General features: G+C 68.0%; 14 protein-coding genes. 7 read left to right on the top strand and 7 right to left on the bottom strand.

Translation table 11 applies throughout. The annotated features are described in order from the left end of the window. Window positions 1–78: 78 nt before the first annotated feature. Complete coding sequence (locus DXT68_RS14195; protein WP_052677719.1) at window positions 79–1098, top strand: LacI family DNA-binding transcriptional regulator; 1020 nt, start codon at window positions 79–81, stop codon at window positions 1096–1098. Between the two features lie 31 nt (window positions 1099–1129). Here DXT68_RS14195 and DXT68_RS14200 read toward each other — a convergent pair whose 3' ends face one another. From DXT68_RS14200 to aztA, 5 genes are all read right to left on the bottom strand, one after another. After that, on the bottom strand, window positions 1130–1603 hold the full coding sequence (locus DXT68_RS14200) for a DUF3237 domain-containing protein (RefSeq protein WP_045254166.1): 474 nt from the start codon (window positions 1601–1603) through the stop codon (window positions 1130–1132). Next, the gene (locus DXT68_RS14205; RefSeq protein WP_045254167.1) at window positions 1600–2103 is read right to left on the bottom strand and encodes a MarR family winged helix-turn-helix transcriptional regulator; all 504 of its coding nucleotides are present in this window, start codon (window positions 2101–2103) and stop codon (window positions 1600–1602) included. Before DXT68_RS14205 ends, DXT68_RS14200 begins: the two co-directional genes overlap by 4 nt. Next, window positions 2100–3356 (bottom strand): flavin-dependent oxidoreductase, encoded by a 1257-nt coding sequence (locus DXT68_RS14210; protein WP_045254168.1) that lies wholly within the window; start codon window positions 3354–3356, stop codon window positions 2100–2102. The genes DXT68_RS14205 and DXT68_RS14210 overlap by 4 nt, the downstream gene beginning before the upstream one ends. Window positions 3357–3465: 109 nt before the next feature. Continuing rightward, window positions 3466–4035: a hypothetical protein gene (locus DXT68_RS14215; RefSeq protein ID WP_052677720.1), complete on the bottom strand. Its 570-nt coding sequence runs from the start codon at window positions 4033–4035 to the stop codon at window positions 3466–3468. Between the two features lie 143 nt (window positions 4036–4178). Further along, window positions 4179–4832, bottom strand: a complete 654-nt coding sequence (gene aztA, locus DXT68_RS14220; RefSeq protein WP_045254169.1) for a zinc ABC transporter ATP-binding protein AztA — start codon at window positions 4830–4832, stop codon at window positions 4179–4181. 55 nt (window positions 4833–4887) lie between these two features. On the opposite strand from aztA, the gene aztB reads away from it, so the two are divergent. The 4 genes from aztB (at window position 4888) to aztD (ending at window position 9197) form a co-directional block, all read left to right on the top strand. Next, entirely contained in the window at window positions 4888–5739 is an 852-nt protein-coding gene (gene aztB / locus DXT68_RS14225; RefSeq protein ID WP_279625478.1) for a zinc ABC transporter permease AztB, read from the top strand. Window positions 5740–5810: 71 nt separating this feature from the next. After that, window positions 5811–7034 (top strand): hypothetical protein, encoded by a 1224-nt coding sequence (locus tag DXT68_RS14230; RefSeq protein ID WP_045254170.1) that lies wholly within the window; start codon window positions 5811–5813, stop codon window positions 7032–7034. Window position 7035: 1 nt separating this feature from the next. Then, window positions 7036–7956, top strand: a complete 921-nt coding sequence (aztC, locus tag DXT68_RS14235) for a zinc ABC transporter substrate-binding protein AztC (RefSeq protein WP_045254171.1) — start codon at window positions 7036–7038, stop codon at window positions 7954–7956. Between the two features lie 29 nt (window positions 7957–7985). Continuing rightward, window positions 7986–9197: a zinc metallochaperone AztD gene (gene aztD / locus DXT68_RS14240; RefSeq protein WP_045254172.1), complete on the top strand. Its 1212-nt coding sequence runs from the start codon at window positions 7986–7988 to the stop codon at window positions 9195–9197. A 75-nt stretch (window positions 9198–9272) separates the two neighbouring features. Here the strand turns inward: aztD and DXT68_RS14245 are convergent, their stop codons facing one another. Continuing rightward, window positions 9273–9797 (bottom strand): hypothetical protein, encoded by a 525-nt coding sequence (locus DXT68_RS14245; protein ID WP_045254173.1) that lies wholly within the window; start codon window positions 9795–9797, stop codon window positions 9273–9275. A gap of 146 nt (window positions 9798–9943) precedes the next feature. On the opposite strand from DXT68_RS14245, the gene DXT68_RS14250 reads away from it, so the two are divergent. Both DXT68_RS14250 and DXT68_RS14255 read left to right on the top strand, forming a co-directional pair. Continuing rightward, window positions 9944–10570 carry a DUF1349 domain-containing protein gene (locus tag DXT68_RS14250; protein WP_045254174.1) on the top strand — a complete coding sequence of 209 codons (627 nt, stop codon included), beginning with the start codon at window positions 9944–9946 and terminating at the stop codon, window positions 10568–10570. Window positions 10571–10809: 239 nt separating this feature from the next. Beyond that, window positions 10810–13302, top strand: coding sequence for an alpha-L-rhamnosidase-related protein (locus DXT68_RS14255; protein WP_082068929.1), 2493 nt, complete (start codon window positions 10810–10812; stop codon window positions 13300–13302). Between the two features lie 27 nt (window positions 13303–13329). Here the strand turns inward: DXT68_RS14255 and DXT68_RS14260 are convergent, their stop codons facing one another. Then, entirely contained in the window at window positions 13330–17220 is a 3891-nt protein-coding gene (locus tag DXT68_RS14260) for a carboxylesterase family protein (protein ID WP_162829129.1), read from the bottom strand. Window positions 17221–17276 lie beyond the last annotated feature (56 nt).

Here is a 17276-nt window from a genome sequence, read left to right on the forward strand (position 1 = left end):
CGCACGGAACATCGGTTGCGCAATCGATTGGGCAATATTGATACCCAGCGGCGACATAGGATCGACAGGGAGGTCACGATGTCATCGACACGAGCCGCGACGCTGCAAGACGTCGCCGATCTGTGCGGAATCTCTCGAGGCACGGCATCCCGCGCGCTCGCCGGCACCGGTCGCGTCTCCGCCGAGACGAGACGTCGGGTACTCGAGGCGGCGCAGGCCCTCAGCTACTCGACGAATAGCGGAGCGCGCAACCTCCGCCAGGCGCGGGCCGGCTCGATCGGACTCTGGCTGCCTCGCGGCATGAACTTCATGGAGTACTACATGAACTTCGCCGTCGGCGTCGTGCAGAGCACCGAGGATCGGGAGCTGACGGTGTCTCTGATTCCCGCAGAGTTCCCCGCCGCCAAGGCCCGAGCCCTTCATGTCGACGGATTCGTGATGACGGATGTGATCGGCGGCGACGAGCTCGCCCGCGCGATCCTCGAATCCGGGCGCCCTGTGGTGACATCCGAACTCGTCCCCCCGGGGATGCCCGAGCCCACCGTGGCCCTGGCCGGCGATCACCGCACCGCGATGAATCGGCTGCTCGATCGGCTGCGCGCGAGCGGCGCGACGTCGATCGCCGTCGTCCGGCCACTGATAGATCAGATGTGGGCGCGACTCGCGGCCGACGCCGCCGCGGACTGGGCGGACGCCACCGGCATCACCGTGAGGTTCATCGACCTCCATGGTGTGCCCTCTGCCGAGGAACTCCATTCGATGATCCGAGGCCTGCACGAGGATCACCCCGACGTGGACGCGATCGTGTGCCTCCCCGAGGGCCTCGGCGTCGGCATCCTGTCCACCCTGCGCGAACTCGGCCACGCCGTCCCCGACGAGGTCCAGCTGGTCGCGTACAACGACAGCCCCGCGCTGCAGATCGTGCAGCCGCCGATCTCATCTCTCGATCTGCGCGCTCAGGATGCCGGGATGCGGGCAGGCGCGATGCTCATCTCCCTCATCGAGAAGGCCGATGACTCCGTGCACGGCACGGAGTGGTTCGACCTGATCTATCGCGAGCGAGCCTCCACCCGCCCCGTCTCACCCGCGCACTCTTGAGTCCGGCCGCACCAGACATCCGGGGTCGCAGTCAGCTCACCCGGTACGCGCGATAACGCACGGCGTTCGCCTGTCGCTGGGCCGCCGAGAGGAACAGCGCACGCTGCAGGTGCGCGAGCTTTGGCGCCGCCGTCTCGATCTGCACGGTCGTGCGGAAGTAATACGACTCGGGGGCGACCTCGTCGCCTCGACCCAGCCGCTCGAGGATGTCGGCGGTGCCGGTGCGCAGACCTCTCGCGTGGAGCAGGAGCAGGTCGCCCTCTGCCGTGCGGGCCGAGTAGCGGCCGTCGATCTCGATCGTGCCGTCAGGACGCACGATTTGCCAGTCGGCACCGCCGGGCAGGATCTCTGCCTCGACCCCGCCGGTGACCCTTCCGCCGAGGATCGGCACCACGCGACGATGACCGACGCTGGTGGCGAGGTGGTCTTCGAGCGGACCGAGATCGACGGTGACGTCGAAGGCGAACTCGAGGCCGGGAACAGGAAGTGCGTCGTGCGGTGTCATCGGTTCGACTCCTCAGTTGGGGCAGCGCCATCTGCCGCGTCTGGCGTGGCCGGCGGCGACGCCGTGCCGACGAGCACGGCGCAAAGCCGTTCGAGCACGGGGAGCGCCGCGTCGAGCGCCGCCCGCTCGCCGGGATCGAGACGCGCTGTCGCCTGAGCGACGAGCGCGGAGTTCGCCGCGTCGAACCGGTCGAACAGGTCGAGTGCGGCCGCCGAGGCTCTCACCACGACACGACGACCGTCGGCCGGAGCCGGGGTCCGCTCGACGAGTCCGTCGCTCTCCATGGCACCGAGCAGGTTGCTCACGGTCGAACGACTCAGACGCAGCCGGTCGGCGATCTCGGCCGGGCCGCGCGACGTGCCCCGTGGGAGCGCGCGGATCACGTCGATCTGCGCGTCCGACATCTCGGGCAACCGCGCTTCTGCGCGCGTCGCGGCGAGCAGGGCGCGACGCAGCGGGGAGATGACGGCGGCGAGCCTGCCCGCGTCGAGATCGCTCATGGCGTCACCGCCGAGGCCGGTGTGAGTGAGGGGCGCTCATTGAGGATCTCGGGAAGGAAGCCCGCTGCGGTCTTGTAGTCGGTGGCGATCTGCTCGCGCTCGGCGTACGGGATCACGTCGTCGATGTCGGCGAAGCCCTCCGGAGCACGCTCGCGCGCAAGCTGCATCACCCGCTCGGGTCCGGTGGCACGCGTGCCGGCGAGCAGCGCGGTCATCGCCGGACGCCGCGCCTGCTCGTACGCCGCGAGTCCGTCGTCGATGCTCTCCTCCGTCGCGAGGTGGAAGGCGAGGGTGCGGGCGTCGAGGATCGCCTGCGAGCCGCCGTTCGACCCGTTCGGATACATCGCGTGGGCCGCATCGCCGAGCAGCGTGGTGCGCCCGAACGTCCACTGCGGCAGGGCGTCGCGGTCGACCATGGGGTACTCGAGGATCTCGTCCGCGGTGGCGATGGCAGCGGGCACATCGAGCCAGTCGAAGCGCCAGTCGCGGAACAGCTCGGCGATCGGCGCGGGGTCGACGGCGCGGTTCCAGTCCGCATCGCCCGAGCCCGAGGTGCGTCGCTCGGCGATGAAGTTCACCGGCATCCGCCCGTCGGGGTCGACGGGGGCGAGCGGGTAGGCGACGAATTTCTGCTCGCCGTCGCCCGCCATGATCATGGTGCGTCCGTCGAGGAACGCCGGGATCCGGGTCACTCCGCGCCACAGGGTGAGGCCGCTCCACGGCGGCGCCCCCTCCGCGGGGTATCGCAGCGCACGCAGGGCCGAGTGGATGCCGTCGGCGCCGATGATCACATCTGCCGTGTCCTCGATTGTGCCGCCGCCGGTGGCGAAGCGCACGGTCTCGGTGCCGTCGTCGTTGCGAGCGATGTCGATGAGACGGTGATCGAGGCGGATGGGCTCGGCGAGACGAGCCTCTGCGAGGTCGCGCAGCGCGAGCTGGAGCCGACCTCGATGCACCGACAGCTGCGGCCAGCGGTAGCCCGCCGCGATGCCGCGCGGCTCGCTCCAGATCGGCTGCCCGACACGGTTGTAATAGGCGAGAGTCCGCGGCTCGACACCCAGCTCGGCTATCGTGTCGGCGATGCCGAGCTCGGTGAGTTCGCGCAGCGCGTGGGGCAGCAGGTTGATGCCGACCCCGAGGCCGCGGATCGCGGTGGTGCGCTCGTAGACGGTGACGTCACGCAGTCCGGCCTCGTGCAGACTGACGGCGGCGGCGAGTCCGCCGATGCCCGCACCGATGATGATGATCTTCATTGATCGCTCCTGGCTGCGACTCACCGTGAGCCGCCCATATAGTTTTGCAACAAAACTACATGGGCGCAAGGGTACGGATCGCTCAACGCCGTCCTGAACCGCGAGAGCCTCAGAAGTTGATCGCCACCAGGGTGATCACGGTGACGAGGACGACGACGAGCAGCCCTCCCCCGCAGCCGATCGCGAGCAAGGGCCCGTAGCCGAGTCTCGAGGTTCGCGCACCCGACTGCCGCGCCGCAGCGAGGAATTCGGGTCCTCCCCCCTGCTGGAAGGCGCGCGCAGCACCGGCGACGTTGGCGCCTCGACCGAGGTCGGCCCCGATCTCGAGCCCCGGCTTGTCGACGATGTCGGCGACGACGCCGACGACGCCGAGCCCGATGGCTCTGCCCACCGCGCGGGCGTCGGCGAGCAGCGGATAGCTCTGTCCGCGGACGACCAGCGTGATGCGCTGCGCAGCCGACTTCACCGTGACCTCGTCGGCTCTGACGCTGAAGTACTGCGTCCAGCCGCTCGGCAGCTCGACCCAGAGGGTGATGAGGCCGTTGCTGACCTCTGCCCGCGCGAGCAGCCAGCCGCCGGAGGCGTTGTCGCCGAGCATGCCCGAGAACACCGCGTACGGAGCCGGCGGAGGCGACGGATACTGCGGGGGCTGTGGCGGCGGAGGCGGCTGCGTGGTCATCGAATCCTCGAATCGTGGGAGGTGTTCACGGCATCCGATCGGTCCGGAGCCCGACGGATGCTCGTCCGGAGGAGAACGGGTCAACACTAGAACGCGCGCCCTGCTCATCCCGAGAGCCACACGCCCCCGAGGCTGCTGGGGCCTCAAGCCCCGACGCCGATGCGACCGTCGACCAGCCGGACGGTGTGCTCGGCGTCGCCGATCACCGCGGGGTCATGCGACACGCACACCACGGCGACGCCGCGTGCTGACTCCTCGCGGAGCACGGCGCGGATGCGCAGAGCGCTCGACGCGTCGAGGCCCGTCGTCGGCTCGTCGAGCAGCAGGAGGTCGGCATCCCGCGCGAGCCCCTGGGCGAGCAGCGCCCGCTGCTGCTGTCCGCCGGAGAGCGCGGCGAACGGCGCGCGGGCGAGGGAGCGGATGTCGAGGCGGTCCATCGACCTCTCGACGAGCTCGCGTGCTGCGGCGTCCATGCGCCGCCACAGTCCGAGCCGGCCCCACGCGCCCACACTGACGACATCCCTCACCGCTACGGGGAGACCGGCGGGGATCGCGGCCCGCTGCGGAACGAACGCCACGGTGCCAGGCACGGCCCGGCTGCCCGAGGTCATCGCCCGCGTGCCTCCGAGCACCTCGAGGAGAGTCGACTTTCCCGCGCCGTTGGGCCCGGTGATCACGGTGACCGCGCCTGAGGGGATGTGCACGTCGACGCCCGCGAGAGCCGCGCGGTCGCCGAACGACACGTGCACGTCGACGAGATCGGCGGCAGCGCGGCGAGAGAGGGGGGTGTCGGGCATGATCCCACTATATGAGTTTGATAATCATTCTCATAAAGCTCTAGGCTCGCTGATTGTGACCTCCCATCCGACCGGTGTACTCGCCCCCTTCGCTCTCGACTTCCTGCAGCGCGGGATGCTCGGCGGTGCCCTGGTCGCGATCCTCTGCGCCGTCGTCGGCACCTGGGTGGTCATCCGCGGAATGGCGTTCCTCGGCGAGGCGCTCGCACACGGCATGCTCCCCGGCGTCGCTCTCGCCACGGTGCTCTCGCTGCCCGTGCTCGTCGGCGGCGCGCTGAGCGCCATCGCGATGAGCCTCGGCATCGGCGCCCTCCAGCGGCGAGCGCGCCTGTCGTACGACACGAGCATCGGCCTGCTGTTCGTCTCGATGCTGGCCCTGGGCGTCATCGTCATCTCGCACTCCGGCAGCTTCGCCACCGATGCGACCGCGATCCTCTTCGGAGACATCCTCGCGATCAGCGGAACGGATCTCGTGCTGCTCGCCGCCGCCGCGACCGTCGGACTGATCGCCGCCGCCGCGCTCCACCGTTCGTTCGTGGCCCTGTCGCTCGATGCGCGGATCGCCGCGGTGCTGGGGCTGCGCCCGCAGATCGCTCAGGCCGCGCTCGTCGGACTCGTGACCTTGGCCGTCGTCGCGTCGTACCAGGCCGTGGGCTCGATGCTCGTCGTCGGCCTGCTGCTCGCCCCGGCCGTCGCCGCCGGGCACTGGACCACCCGCATCCCGACCCGCATGGCGCTGGCGGCGATCTTCGGCGTCGCCGCCGTCTTCCTCGGCCTGCTCGCGTCGTGGTACGCGGCGACGGCCGCGGGCGCCTCGGTCGCGGCATCCGCCATCCTGCTCGCCTGCCTCTCGTGGGGCACGCGCGCAGTCATCGACTCGCTCGGGTCACGCGCGCGACGCACCTGACGCGCCTGACGCGCCTGAGCCGACGTCCGACACCCGACACCCGACACCCGACACCGACAGGAAGGCACCTCGTGCGCTCTCGCATCGCCCTCTTCGCCCTCGCCGGCGCCCTCACCGTCACGCTGTCCGCCTGCGCCGCGGGCCCCGCCGACCCGGACGCGACGGCATCGTCCGATGGCGGCCACGGCGCCGTCGCCGGAGCGGAGGAGGTCGCCGAACCGCAGCTCGGACTGACCTCGATCGATCCCGAGGGGGCCGTGACCCACCTCGACCTCCTCGATGAGAGCGTCACGGACATCGGCGAGATCTCCGCACCGAGCGCACTGACGACCGACGGCCGCTACCTCTTCGCGCAGGTGGCCGACGGTGTCGAGGTCGTCGACAGCGGCGTCTGGACCTGGGATCACGTCGACCACTTCCACTATTACCGGGCGGACCCCGCCGTGCTCGGCTCGGTGTCCGGCGAAGGCAGGGCCGCGGTCGCGACGACCACCCTGTCGACGACCGGCGGCACCGGCATCTCGTTCGCGGGCTCCGGCGACGCCGTGCTGCTCGACACCCAGGCGCTGTCGAAGGGCGAGATCAGTGAGCTCTTCCGCATCGAGCGCGAGCCGCACGAGGGGCTCGTCGTGCCGGTCGGCTCGTTCGCTCTGGTCACCGAGGCATCCGACGGCATCGGCACGAGCGTGCGCGGGTACACGGCCGCGGGTGAGCCGACCGGTCTCGAGGAGCCCTGCACAGACCCCGCCGGCACGATCACGACACGGGTCGGCGCGGTGATCGGATGCCAGGACGGCGCGCTGCTCGCGCATGTCGACGGCGACGGACTGCAGGTCGAGCGCATCCCGTATCCGGCCGGGACGACCGCGCCTCCCGCCGCGTCCTTCGACAACCGCGAAGGGCGCCCCACGGTCGCCGGCCTCGCGGGATCCGAGGGGATCTGGCTCCTCGACACGCGCGCGAGGTCGTGGACGCTGCTCCCCTCCCCTGCTCCGCTCGTGCACGTGACCGCGGTCGACGACGAAGACGGCACTCTGCTCGCACTCGCCCAGGACGGACGTGTGCTCGTGCTCGATGACGAGAGCGGAGCGGTGATCGCCGAGACCGCACCTCTCGCCGCCGAGTCCCTCGCCGCGGGCGCTGCTCCGGTGCTGATCGCCGATCAGCACCGCGCCTATCTGAGCGCGCCGAGCGAGCACCGCCTGTTCGAGATCGACTACGCGGATGCCGCGCGCATCGCCCGCACCTTCGACACCGACACCGCACCGGCGTTCGTCGCCGAGACAGGACGATGACATGCGCCCCGCACGCCTCTTCACGACCGCCGCGCTCAGCGCCCTCGCCGCCCTCGTCGCGACCGGACTCGCCGCCTGCTCGCCCCCGGACGACCCGCGCCCGACCATCGTGGTCTCGACGAACATCCTCGGCGACGTCGTCGGAGAACTGGTCGGTGACCAGGCGCAGGTCGTGACGCTCATGAAGCCCGATGCCGACCCGCACTCGTTCGAGATCTCGGCACAGGAGGCCGCGACCCTGCGGGGCGCCGACCTGCTGGTGTCGAACGGCCTCGGCCTCGAAGAGGGGCTGCAGCAGCACCTCGACGCGGCCGACGGAGTGCCCGCGTTCGTGGCCGGCGACGCCATCGAGGTGCTCGACTACAGCGTCGGTGATGCCGCGGGGATGCCGGACTCGCACTTCTGGACCGACCCCGCGCGCATGATCGACGTCGTCGACGCCCTCGAACCCGTGCTCGCAGAGCTCGAGGGCATCGATACCCAGGACCTCGACGCGACGGTCGACGACTATCGCTCACAGCTCCGGGCACTGGATGCGGAGATGACCGAGGCGTTCGCGACTATCCCCGACGAGCGGCGTGCGCTGGTGACCAACCACCACGTCTTCGGCTACCTCGCCGAGCGCTTCGACTTCGAGATCGTCGGAGCAGTGATCCCTGGTGGCACGACGCTCGCCGCCCCCTCGGCATCCGACCTCGCCGATCTCGTCGACGCGATCGAGCGGACCGGCGTGCCCGCGGTCTTCGCGGAGTCGTCGTCTCCCGACCGGCTGGTGCAGGCGCTCGCGAGCGAGGCCGACGTGCAGGTCGAGGTCGTCGAGCTCTTCACCGAATCCCTCACCGGCCCCGACGGGGGCGCCCCCGACTACCTGACCATGATGCGCATCAACACCGAGCGCATCACCACCGGTCTCACCCCCTGAGACCTCACCAGAGAGAAAGAGGAATGCACATGCGAACCTCCCCCCTTCGTCGCGCGATGATCGGCGCCGCGGCGCTCGGCGCCGTCGTCACGCTGGCGTCGTGCGCCGCCGGCGGCTCGACCACGCCGGCATCCACCCCCGGCGGCGGCGGATCCGACGCGCAGCCGGGCCCCCGCGTCGCCGTCGCCTACGAGGGCGGCATCCTCGTGCTCGACGGCGAGACCCTCGACACGCTCGCCGACTTCGACTCCGAGCCGTTCACGCGTCTCAACGCCGCCGGCGACGACCGGCACGTCATGATCACGATGAGCGAGGGCTTCCAGGTGCTCGACACCGCGGCCGGATCCACCGATGACCCCGCACTGACCGACACGATCTTCGAGGCCGATACCCCCGGCCACGTGGTGCGGCACGCCGGCAAGACCGTGCTCTATGCCGACGGCACGAGCGACACGACGATCGTCGACACCGCCGACCTGTCGAGCACCGACGGACTGCCCGAGGTCGAGACCGTCGAGGGCGTCGAGGCGCACCACGGTGTCTCGGTCGTTCTCGAAGACGGCACCTTCCTGACCACCGTCGGCAACGCCGACGGTCGCAACGGCATCGTGGCGAAGGATGCCGACGGCACCGAGATCGCGTCGTCCGACCAGTGCCCGGGAGTGCACGGCGAGGGCACCGCGAAGGACGAGGCCGTCGTCTTCGGCTGCGAGAACGGCGCGCTGATCTACCACGACGGCGAGATCACCAAGGTGAACGCCCCCGACCAGCCGTACGGACGCATGGGCAATGCCTACGTCAGCGAGACCAGCCCGCTCGTCGTCGGCGACTACAAGAACGACATCGACGCCGAGGGCTACCTGCTCAGCGCGGTGACCCTGATCGACACCGAGGCCAAGACGCTCGAGGTCGTCGACCTGCCCGAGGGCGTCGAGTACACCTTCCGTGACATCGTCCGCGGACCGGACGATCTCGCCTACATCCTCAGCACCGACGGGTCGATCCACGTGCTCGACCCGGCGTCGGGCGAGATCACCGACAGCTTCCCCGTCGTCGACGCATGGGAGGGTCCCGCCGAGTGGCAGGACGCCCACCCGGCCATCGTCGTCGCCGGAGACATCGCGTACGTCACCGAGCCCGCGGCGAACAGCGTGCACGCGGTCGACCTGACCACGGGCGAGGTGCTCGCCAGCACCGAGCTCGACGTGACACCGAACGAGATCGCCCCGGCAGCGGGCTGATCCACCGCGGGTCGCAGGAAGAGGGGATGCCGGGAGCTTTCGCCCCCGGCATCCCCTCGGCTGCTGCTGCCGTGGTCAGTGGATGGACAGTTCGACGGCGAGCACTGCTACGCCGAGCAGGGCGACAGACGCGAGGACGATCAGCTTCACCCACAGTGCGGCGCGGACCCGGAAGATGGCGATGAGTGTGATCACGACGAGTGTCGCGACGAGCACGATCGCGGTGAGCCGCAGGGCACTGCTCAAGGACAGTTGACCGAAGGCACTGAATCCCAGGATGATCATGGGGGCGACGATCACCCCGAGTGAGCCGAAGCTGACGAAGAGCATGCGTCTGATCTCGACGCCGGTCGGAAGCGCCGCCCGCGTCACCATCGAAGCGGTGAGGTCGGCGACGAACACTGCGAGCAGCGTTCCCAGCACGGTGAGGGCAAGCGTGCTGGCCGCACCCCCGACCGTCTGATGTTCGACATCGCGGGCGGATGCGACGGTGACGACGAGAGCGGTGAAGGTGACGTAGATGCGCTCCTTCAGCGCCTCGGAGCGGTGGCTGCCGGCTTCACTCCTGCCCGGGCCGGGTGCTCGGCGGTCGGATCCCACCGGTCACCGCCTGTCGATCATGAGCGCGAGGACGTGGGCCGGAGTTCTCATGCAACCGATCGTCCCATGGATGGCGCGTCGATACGCCGAGGTTTTCGACGACCACGAGCTCGGTCACTGCGTCATCGTCGCGCTAGCCTGATCGCATGACGGTTTACGTTCCCCGCATCGAGACCCCGTTTCGTCCGTTCCCAGAAGACCGCTGGTCGGTGGATCCTGCGTCAGGCAGCATCAGTGTGTCCAGCATCCCTGGCACCGACATCTTCACCGATCCGGGCGGCGACGACGGCGGCCAGGTCACGTCATCGACGCTGCACAACGCCGCAACGCTTCTCACGGATGCTCCCGCCGGGGACTTCCAGCTCAGCGCTCGGGTCCGCGTCCGCTTCGCGGGCACGTTCGATGCCGGCGTGCTCTTCCTTCGCCACGACCGTGAGACGTGGGCGAAGCTCTGCTTCGAGTTCTCGCCGCGCGGGCAGGGCATGATCGTCAGCGTCGTCAACAATCGCGTGTCCGACGATGCCAACGCCTTCACCGTCGACAGTGATCACGTGCACCTGCGTATATCCCGCAAGGGGACGGTCTTCGCATTCCACGCATCCGTGGACGGCGAACGATGGGAGCTCATCCGCGCATTCTCGCTGCCCGATGGACACCAGCCGCTGGAGATCGGATTCGAGGCTCAGTCGCCCCAGAGCGACGGCTGCGACGTCGTCTTCGACGAACCACGCCTCGTGGAGCGCACGATCTCCGACTTCCGCGACGAGTCGTAAACCACCGTTCGAGTCCCTTCTGAAGGCGTCCTGACAGAGCCGCATTCAGCAAGCGAACGAGATCGCCCCGGCAGCAGGCTGATCCGCTGCTGGTCACAGAGAGAGGGGATGCCGGGAGCACTCGCCCCGGCATCCCCTCGGCTGCTGCTGCATGTTCTCCACGTGGCATAGGATGATATCCAATCGGATACAGAACCACGGGGCGCGGGAAGATCCTCTTCCAGCTGGAGGCGGCGACTATGGACCAATCATCTGCCCTCGCGAACGATCGCATCGCGGGAGGAACGGCTGACGCCAAGGCTTCACGAGAGGCCATCCGCCCGTGGAATGCGGAATGGGTCACAGCACCGGGCGTCGATCTTCCGACCGGGTCGATACCCGGGATGGACGGGTCGAATAGGCAAGCACCCGCCGAGACCTTGCTTCTGCGGAAGAGCTTCGTGCTGGCGGGCCCGGTGAAAGCCCACCGGTTGAGGATCGCTTCCGACAGTCGGCATGTCGTGTGGATCAACGGGGTCGAAATACTGAGAGGACCATTGCGGTCTCAGCCTCAGCGACTCGCGGCCGACGAGATGGATGTCTCGACTCTCCTCCGCGCGGGGGAGAACACGATCGCGGTGCGCGTGACGTACTACGGAACGCCCAATGCGGTGTGGATGCCGGCCCGCAGTTCGGGAGGGCTTGGCACATCGGCCGCGATGATCGCGGAACTCTCCGGGCCGGACGGTGAGCCGGTCGTCGTCACCGACCAGACCTGGCTTGTGGCACGAAGCCATGCGACAACCCGCCTTCCTCGCACCGACGTCGAGGGGATTCCCGCCGAGATCCACGACGGGCGTCTTCTGGACGCCGACTGGATGAACCTTCCGCGCGACGTCTCCTGGAGCAGAGCCGCGCTGCTTCCCGTGGGCCACCTGTCGGGTGGTGGTCGAGCGCGCCCACCCGCGGAGCCATACGGGGCCCTGCCGTCCGTGGAACGGACGTACGCCCCGTCTTCGGAAGCGGTCGCGATCAGCGTGAATCACTACCGCGCACGTCTCGGTCGAGAGGCGCAGAGCGATGGCGATCACCCCAGTGAGCGGGTTCGTTCCGCTCGGGCCGCCCAGGAGACTGAACCGTCCGACAGCACGTTGATCGTCTACGACTTCGGGCGAATCGTCTTCGGCGTCGTGGAACTCATCCTGCAATCACCGGCGGGCGTGGCCGTCGACATCGATCTTCGTGAGGATGTTCGCCTCACACCAGCGGCGGTTTCACACGGCGTTCGATACCTGACCTCGGGAGCCGACGACCGATTCGCGACCTCAGAACCCCATGGCTTCCGAGTTGCGACGGTGCTCGTTCACGGACGCGGGTCATCCGACGCAGGAATACCCACGCTCACGGTCAGAGAGGAGCGGCCGAACCGTCCCGGCGGCGCCGCGTTCTTCAGCAATGACGATGAACTCAACGCCATCTGGGACGCGGGTGTTCGTACCGTCGCGATCTCGACCACAGACGCCTACATCGACTGCCCCACCCGCGAACAGCGCGCATGGGTGGGAGACGGCGTCGTCCACTTGGAAGTCGATCTCTACACGAACGCCGATCGAACGATGGCGAAGCGCTACGTGCAGCTCGCTGCATCGCCGCGACCAGATGGCCTCCTGCCGATGAGCGTGGCGGGTGATGTCGAGGACGCCGGCTCAGCCACGATCCCCGCGTGGTCGCTGCACTGGATCCACGGCGTGCACCTCTACGCACAACACGAAGGTATCGACGATGTCGTGCGGGAAGCGTTGCCCGTCATCGAGCGTGTACTCCGATGGTTCCTGCCCTATCGGGATCGACGAGGGACGCTGCAAGATGTTCCCGGTTGGAATCTGGTGGACTGGTCGAGCGTGTACACGGACGGAAGAAGCAGCATCCTGACGGGCCTGTGGGGACGTGCGCTGCGAGAATACGCGACGCTCTGCGAAGCGGTAGGCAACGCCGCGTCGGCACGGTGGGCACGAGGGCTCTACGACGCTGCCAGCGTAGGCTTCGAGGACTTCTGGGATGCACGTCGCGGCATCTACCTCGATCGGGTCGACGACGGTGATCGACGCTCCCGAGCCGCTTCGCAACTCGCCTCCGCGGCGGCCATCGTCTCCGGCTTCGCACCGAGATCACGCTGGATGCCTGTCTGCGAAGCGATCTCCGACGAACGGGCACTCCTGACCAGAACATGGCTCGGCGATCCCGACCATGGCTTCGACGGTGCGGCACTGGAATCGTGGCTGAGCCGACACCCCGACCCCGACTGGAATGTCGACCAGCAGATCATCCGTGCCGAGCCTTTCGGGGCGAGTGTCGTTCACGACGCGCTCGGCTACGCGGGAGCATCCCCGCAGCTGGTGTCCGCGATCCGAGGGTGGAGCATCTTCCTGACAGACGGGTACGACACCTTCGGGGAAGGCTGGGGATGGGGAACCCACAGTCACGGCTGGAGTTGCTCCCCCACGCGCGACCTTTTCGCGCACATCATCGGTGCACGCCCCATCGGCTATTCCGCCGAGCGGTGGCGCTTGCGCCCTCGCCTCGGGCTCATACACACAGCAGAGGCTCAGATCGTGACCGGGCGCGGCACCTTGACGGTGAAGGTCACGCCCCCCGAGATCTTCATCGACTCACCGGTCACGCTCGAGGTGCACGGCGTGGGCGAGCGGCGGATACTCGAGCCCGGCGAGTATCGCCTCGCGCGCGAGAACTGATGGACGTCACCAGCTCACCGGACGGGTTCAATCGGGCAGTGCGATCTCCACGCCTTCATCCTCGGCCGAGCGGGCAACGATGAGGCGAAGCGGACCATCCGGATCGACCCAACCGTTCTTCTCCGAATCCCAGTATGCGAACGAGCGCCGATCCACCTCCACGGGAACGTGTCGCCTCTCCCCCGCAGCCAGCACCACCCCCTGGAACGCGACGAGCCTCCGGGCGGGAAGATCGAGCTCTTCCGGTCCGCCCGTAACGTAGACCTGAATGACGTGCCGTCCGTCGCGGTCGCCGGTGTTCTGCACGAACACATCGAGGAGAATCGTCCCCGCGTCGTCCCCCTCACAGAGTTCCGCACTCATCTCGAAGGTGGTGTACCCCAAACCGAATCCAAAGGGGTAGGCGGGCCGCACCGCGTTTCGCAGCCACGCGCGATACCCGATGTATACGCCTTCGTCGTAGCGAAGCACGCCGTCGCGGGGTGTCACGTCCAGGACAGGAACGTCGTCCATGCCGTCGGGCCACGTCATGGGCAGGCGCCCGGTCGGTTCACGGTCGCCGAAGAGCACGTCGGCGAGAGCATGACCATACTCCTGCCCGCCGAACCACGAGAGCACGATCGCGTCGACCTCGCTGCGCCAGGGCAGAAGAACAGGAGCTCCCGAGTTCACGACGACGACAGTGGGCGTACCGGTCGCGGCGACGGAGCGGACGAGTTCATCCTGACGCCCCGGAAGCGACAAGTCGGTCCGGTCCGAGCCCTCGGCTTCGACCCGGCTGTTGGTTCCCACCACGACCACCGCGACATCGGCATCACGGGCTGCGGCGACAGCATCCACGATCAGCCGACCGCCGTCGCTGCTCGCGTCCAGACCGTAGGCAAAACTGAAGAAGAGGTCACTCGGGCGTGTGCTCAGGTGATGCTCGTACCGGAGCAGGACTTTTCCGGGGATCTCATTCAGCCAGGATGCGATGGGCGGACTGAGGAACGAAGCACCCAACTCGATCCCGTCGACCTCGAGGGTCGCGTCCAACACGGTGCGCCCGTTCACCGAGAGCACGGTCCGGCCCGCTGCTGCGAAGCCGATCGGCATCCACCCCGTGTCGCCAGGCGTGAATTCGGTCGTCACGACGACCATGTCCGCGTCGCTCAGAGGCGCCTCGGGATCTAGGTCCACGAGCATGTTCGCGCCGCGTATTTCGCGATGTATCTCGCGACCGTCCGCCATGAGCTGCACGAGTACGCCGTTCTGGGTCGTTCCGGGGACGTTGATGCGCTCCAAGGGAAAGTCGAGCAGGTCATCCGCAATGGCGACCCCTGGTGCATACGTGACGGATGCCCCGTGAGCGGCGCGAGATATGCCCTCCAACGGCGATATCACTTCTTCGGGCAGAACAGTGGCGCTCCCACCTCCCTGAATTCGTGGATAGCGGGCGGCCTGCCCGCAGACCGCGATGCGCGATCCGTGTCGACGGCTCAGGGGAAGGGTCGGCGTCATGTCTCGCACCGCGTTGTGCACGAGGACCATCCCGGACGCTGCAGCCTCACGAACGAATGAGATCGAATCCTCGGCAACGTGATCTGCAGCCATGGGAGAGACCGAGTCAAGCGCACCGACCCGCACGGCCAGCAGGAGAATGCGCAACACCTTCTGGTCGATATCACGCACAGGGATGTCACCTGCACCTACCGCGGCGATGAGAGCAGCACCCCAGGGGCCCTCCGGCCCCGGCATGACAAGGTCTTGCCGGCCCCGCGCGGCCGCCACCGATCGCACTGCACCCCAATCGCTCACGACAACCCCGTCGAAGCCCCATTCGTCGGACAGAATCTCCTGGAGAAGCGGACTTTCGGTCGCTGTCACTCCGTTGATCGCGTTGTACGCGCTCATGACGAGCCACGCCTTGCTGTCGCGCACAGGCCCCTCGAATGCTCGAAGATACAGCTCTCGGAGTGCTCTGTCACTCACCGTGACAGAGGCTGTCAATCGATCGGTCTCGAAGTCGTTCGCGACGAAATGCTTCGGTGTCGCAGCGACCCCCCGCGACTGAACGCCATCGACGTAGGCGGCAGCCAGGTCGCCGGTCAGCAGAGGATCTTCGCTGAATGATTCGAAACTCCGGCCGCCGAGAGGGGATCGGTGGAGATTGATCGTGGGCCCCAGCACGACGTCCACGCCCTTGCGTCGCGCCTCCTTCGCCGCATGTTCGCCATACCGGCGAGCAAGGTCGGTGTTCCACGACGCAGACAGGGCCGTGGCAGACGGGAAACTCACCGATGGGTCGCGCTCATCCCACCACTCACCGCGGACACCCGATGGGCCGTCGGACAACACCATGGAGCGCAGTCCGACCTCCTCGATCGCGGCGGTGCTCCAGAATGTCGATCCGGTCAGCAACTCGACCTTCCGTTCCAGCGTCAGACGCTCAAGAAGGCAACGTAGGTGCGCGTCGAGAGCATCGCCCCTTGTCGCCGCAGGTCCCTGCGGCCACGGGTGACCCACGACGACCGTCGATGGCCTGCCGTAGACCTTCGTGACGGAGTCCGCGAGAGTGAACGGGCTCCACGGAGCTCGGCGAGTCTTGATGAAGGTGACGGCGTCGTCGAAGAAGTCCGTTCCGTCCGCGGCGCTTCCGAGGTGGGTGTCGCCGACGGCGAAGAAAGCGGGCACATCTGCGCAGTGCGGAGTGATGTCATGCCCCATCGGGGGCCGCGCGAAGTCGTAGAGCCAGGTCTGAGCACCTCGACGTGCGCGCTCACGAGCGATGTGAGCGACCGGCCCGCGGAAGACGAGGTCCGTGACGGCGCGGCCCAGCACACGCGCCGGGCTGTCCGACGCATGATCGCGAAGGATACGGGTGGCAGCGTGGTCGCTGATTCCGAGTTCGCGGAGCATGTGCGCGGGGTTCCGCCCGTCGAGGTCGTCGCTCTTACTGAAGATGTCGGAGAACTCGCCGTCAGTGGCCCCCAGCAGGAGAGGCTTCTCGGCACCATTCGCAATGCCTGCCGGCCAGAGAGCACCGTGCGGCAGCAGGTCGCCATCGATCACCGGCGCGAAGGCCATCCCGGGGTCGAGGAAGCTCCGGGCAAGAGCCATGGAGTCCGACCAGTCGATGTCCTCGACGTCGATGCGAACGCGCTCTACGACACTCTCATCGATCTGTGAGAAGTCATGGCGCGTGGGAGGGATCCCGAGCGCTGTCGCGACAGTATTCGTGGCCTCCCGCGACCGGACGAGCGGCACATCCCCCACGGCGGGCGACAGGGCGATGCCCGCTGAGAACAGTCCCGATGCCTCGGGACAGGCCATCAACGTCAAGACGGCGCCGCCGCCCGCTGACTGCCCGGCTACGGTCACCCTCTCGGGGTCACCCCCGAAGGAGGCGATGCGATCCCGGACCCACCGCAATCCGGCAACGAGGTCACGCATCCCACGATTCGTTGGCGCCCCGTCCAGAGATCCGAAGCCGTCAACCCCCAATCGGTAGGACAGGTTGACCGTCACGATGCCGCGGCGAACGAATTCAGCACCGTCGTACCAGGGGCTGGCCGGACTCCCACCGATGTATCCGCCACCATGGATCCAGACCATGACCGGGAGGAGTTCGACGCCGTCTCGAACGCTAGGTGTGAAAACGGATGCGTTCAAGATCGAGCTTCCCTGCACCGCAGGCTCAGGGATCGAGGTGAACAAGTCCGCCACCTCAGCCCTCAGCGGCGTGGCACCGGGCTCCGTGGCATCCAGGACATCGCCCCATGGCACGACAGATGACGGTGCCGCCAGGCGCAGCGATCCTGTCGGCGCCTCCGCGTAGGGGATGCCCAGGAAGCGGTCGGTCATGCCGTCGCTCGTCCCGCGAACCGTCCCAACCGGCGTGGATACTTCAACATGGGTGCGATTCGCGGACTGATCCATGATTTTCCTCCCGACGTCGGCCTGTAACCATTTGGATACTAACGCACCCATCGGAC

This window comes from Microbacterium foliorum, assembly GCF_003367705.1.
Classification (GTDB): domain Bacteria; phylum Actinomycetota; class Actinomycetes; order Actinomycetales; family Microbacteriaceae; genus Microbacterium; species Microbacterium foliorum.

Coding starts and splice junctions, on each gene's coding strand:
- DXT68_RS14195 (WP_052677719.1), top strand. CDS start 79: ATGTCATCGACACGAGCCGCGACGCTGCAAGACGTCGCCGATCTGTGC.
- DXT68_RS14200 (WP_045254166.1), bottom strand. CDS start 1,603: ATGACACCGCACGACGCACTTCCTGTTCCCGGCCTCGAGTTCGCCTTC.
- DXT68_RS14205 (WP_045254167.1), bottom strand. CDS start 2,103: ATGAGCGATCTCGACGCGGGCAGGCTCGCCGCCGTCATCTCCCCGCTG.
- DXT68_RS14210 (WP_045254168.1), bottom strand. CDS start 3,356: ATGAAGATCATCATCATCGGTGCGGGCATCGGCGGACTCGCCGCCGCC.
- DXT68_RS14215 (WP_052677720.1), bottom strand. CDS start 4,035: ATGACCACGCAGCCGCCTCCGCCGCCACAGCCCCCGCAGTATCCGTCG.
- aztA (WP_045254169.1), bottom strand. CDS start 4,832: ATGCCCGACACCCCCCTCTCTCGCCGCGCTGCCGCCGATCTCGTCGAC.
- aztC (WP_045254171.1), top strand. CDS start 7,036: ATGCGCCCCGCACGCCTCTTCACGACCGCCGCGCTCAGCGCCCTCGCC.
- aztD (WP_045254172.1), top strand. CDS start 7,986: ATGCGAACCTCCCCCCTTCGTCGCGCGATGATCGGCGCCGCGGCGCTC.
- DXT68_RS14250 (WP_045254174.1), top strand. CDS start 9,944: ATGACGGTTTACGTTCCCCGCATCGAGACCCCGTTTCGTCCGTTCCCA.
- DXT68_RS14255 (WP_082068929.1), top strand. CDS start 10,810: ATGGACCAATCATCTGCCCTCGCGAACGATCGCATCGCGGGAGGAACG.
- DXT68_RS14260 (WP_162829129.1), bottom strand. CDS start 17,220: ATGGATCAGTCCGCGAATCGCACCCATGTTGAAGTATCCACGCCGGTT.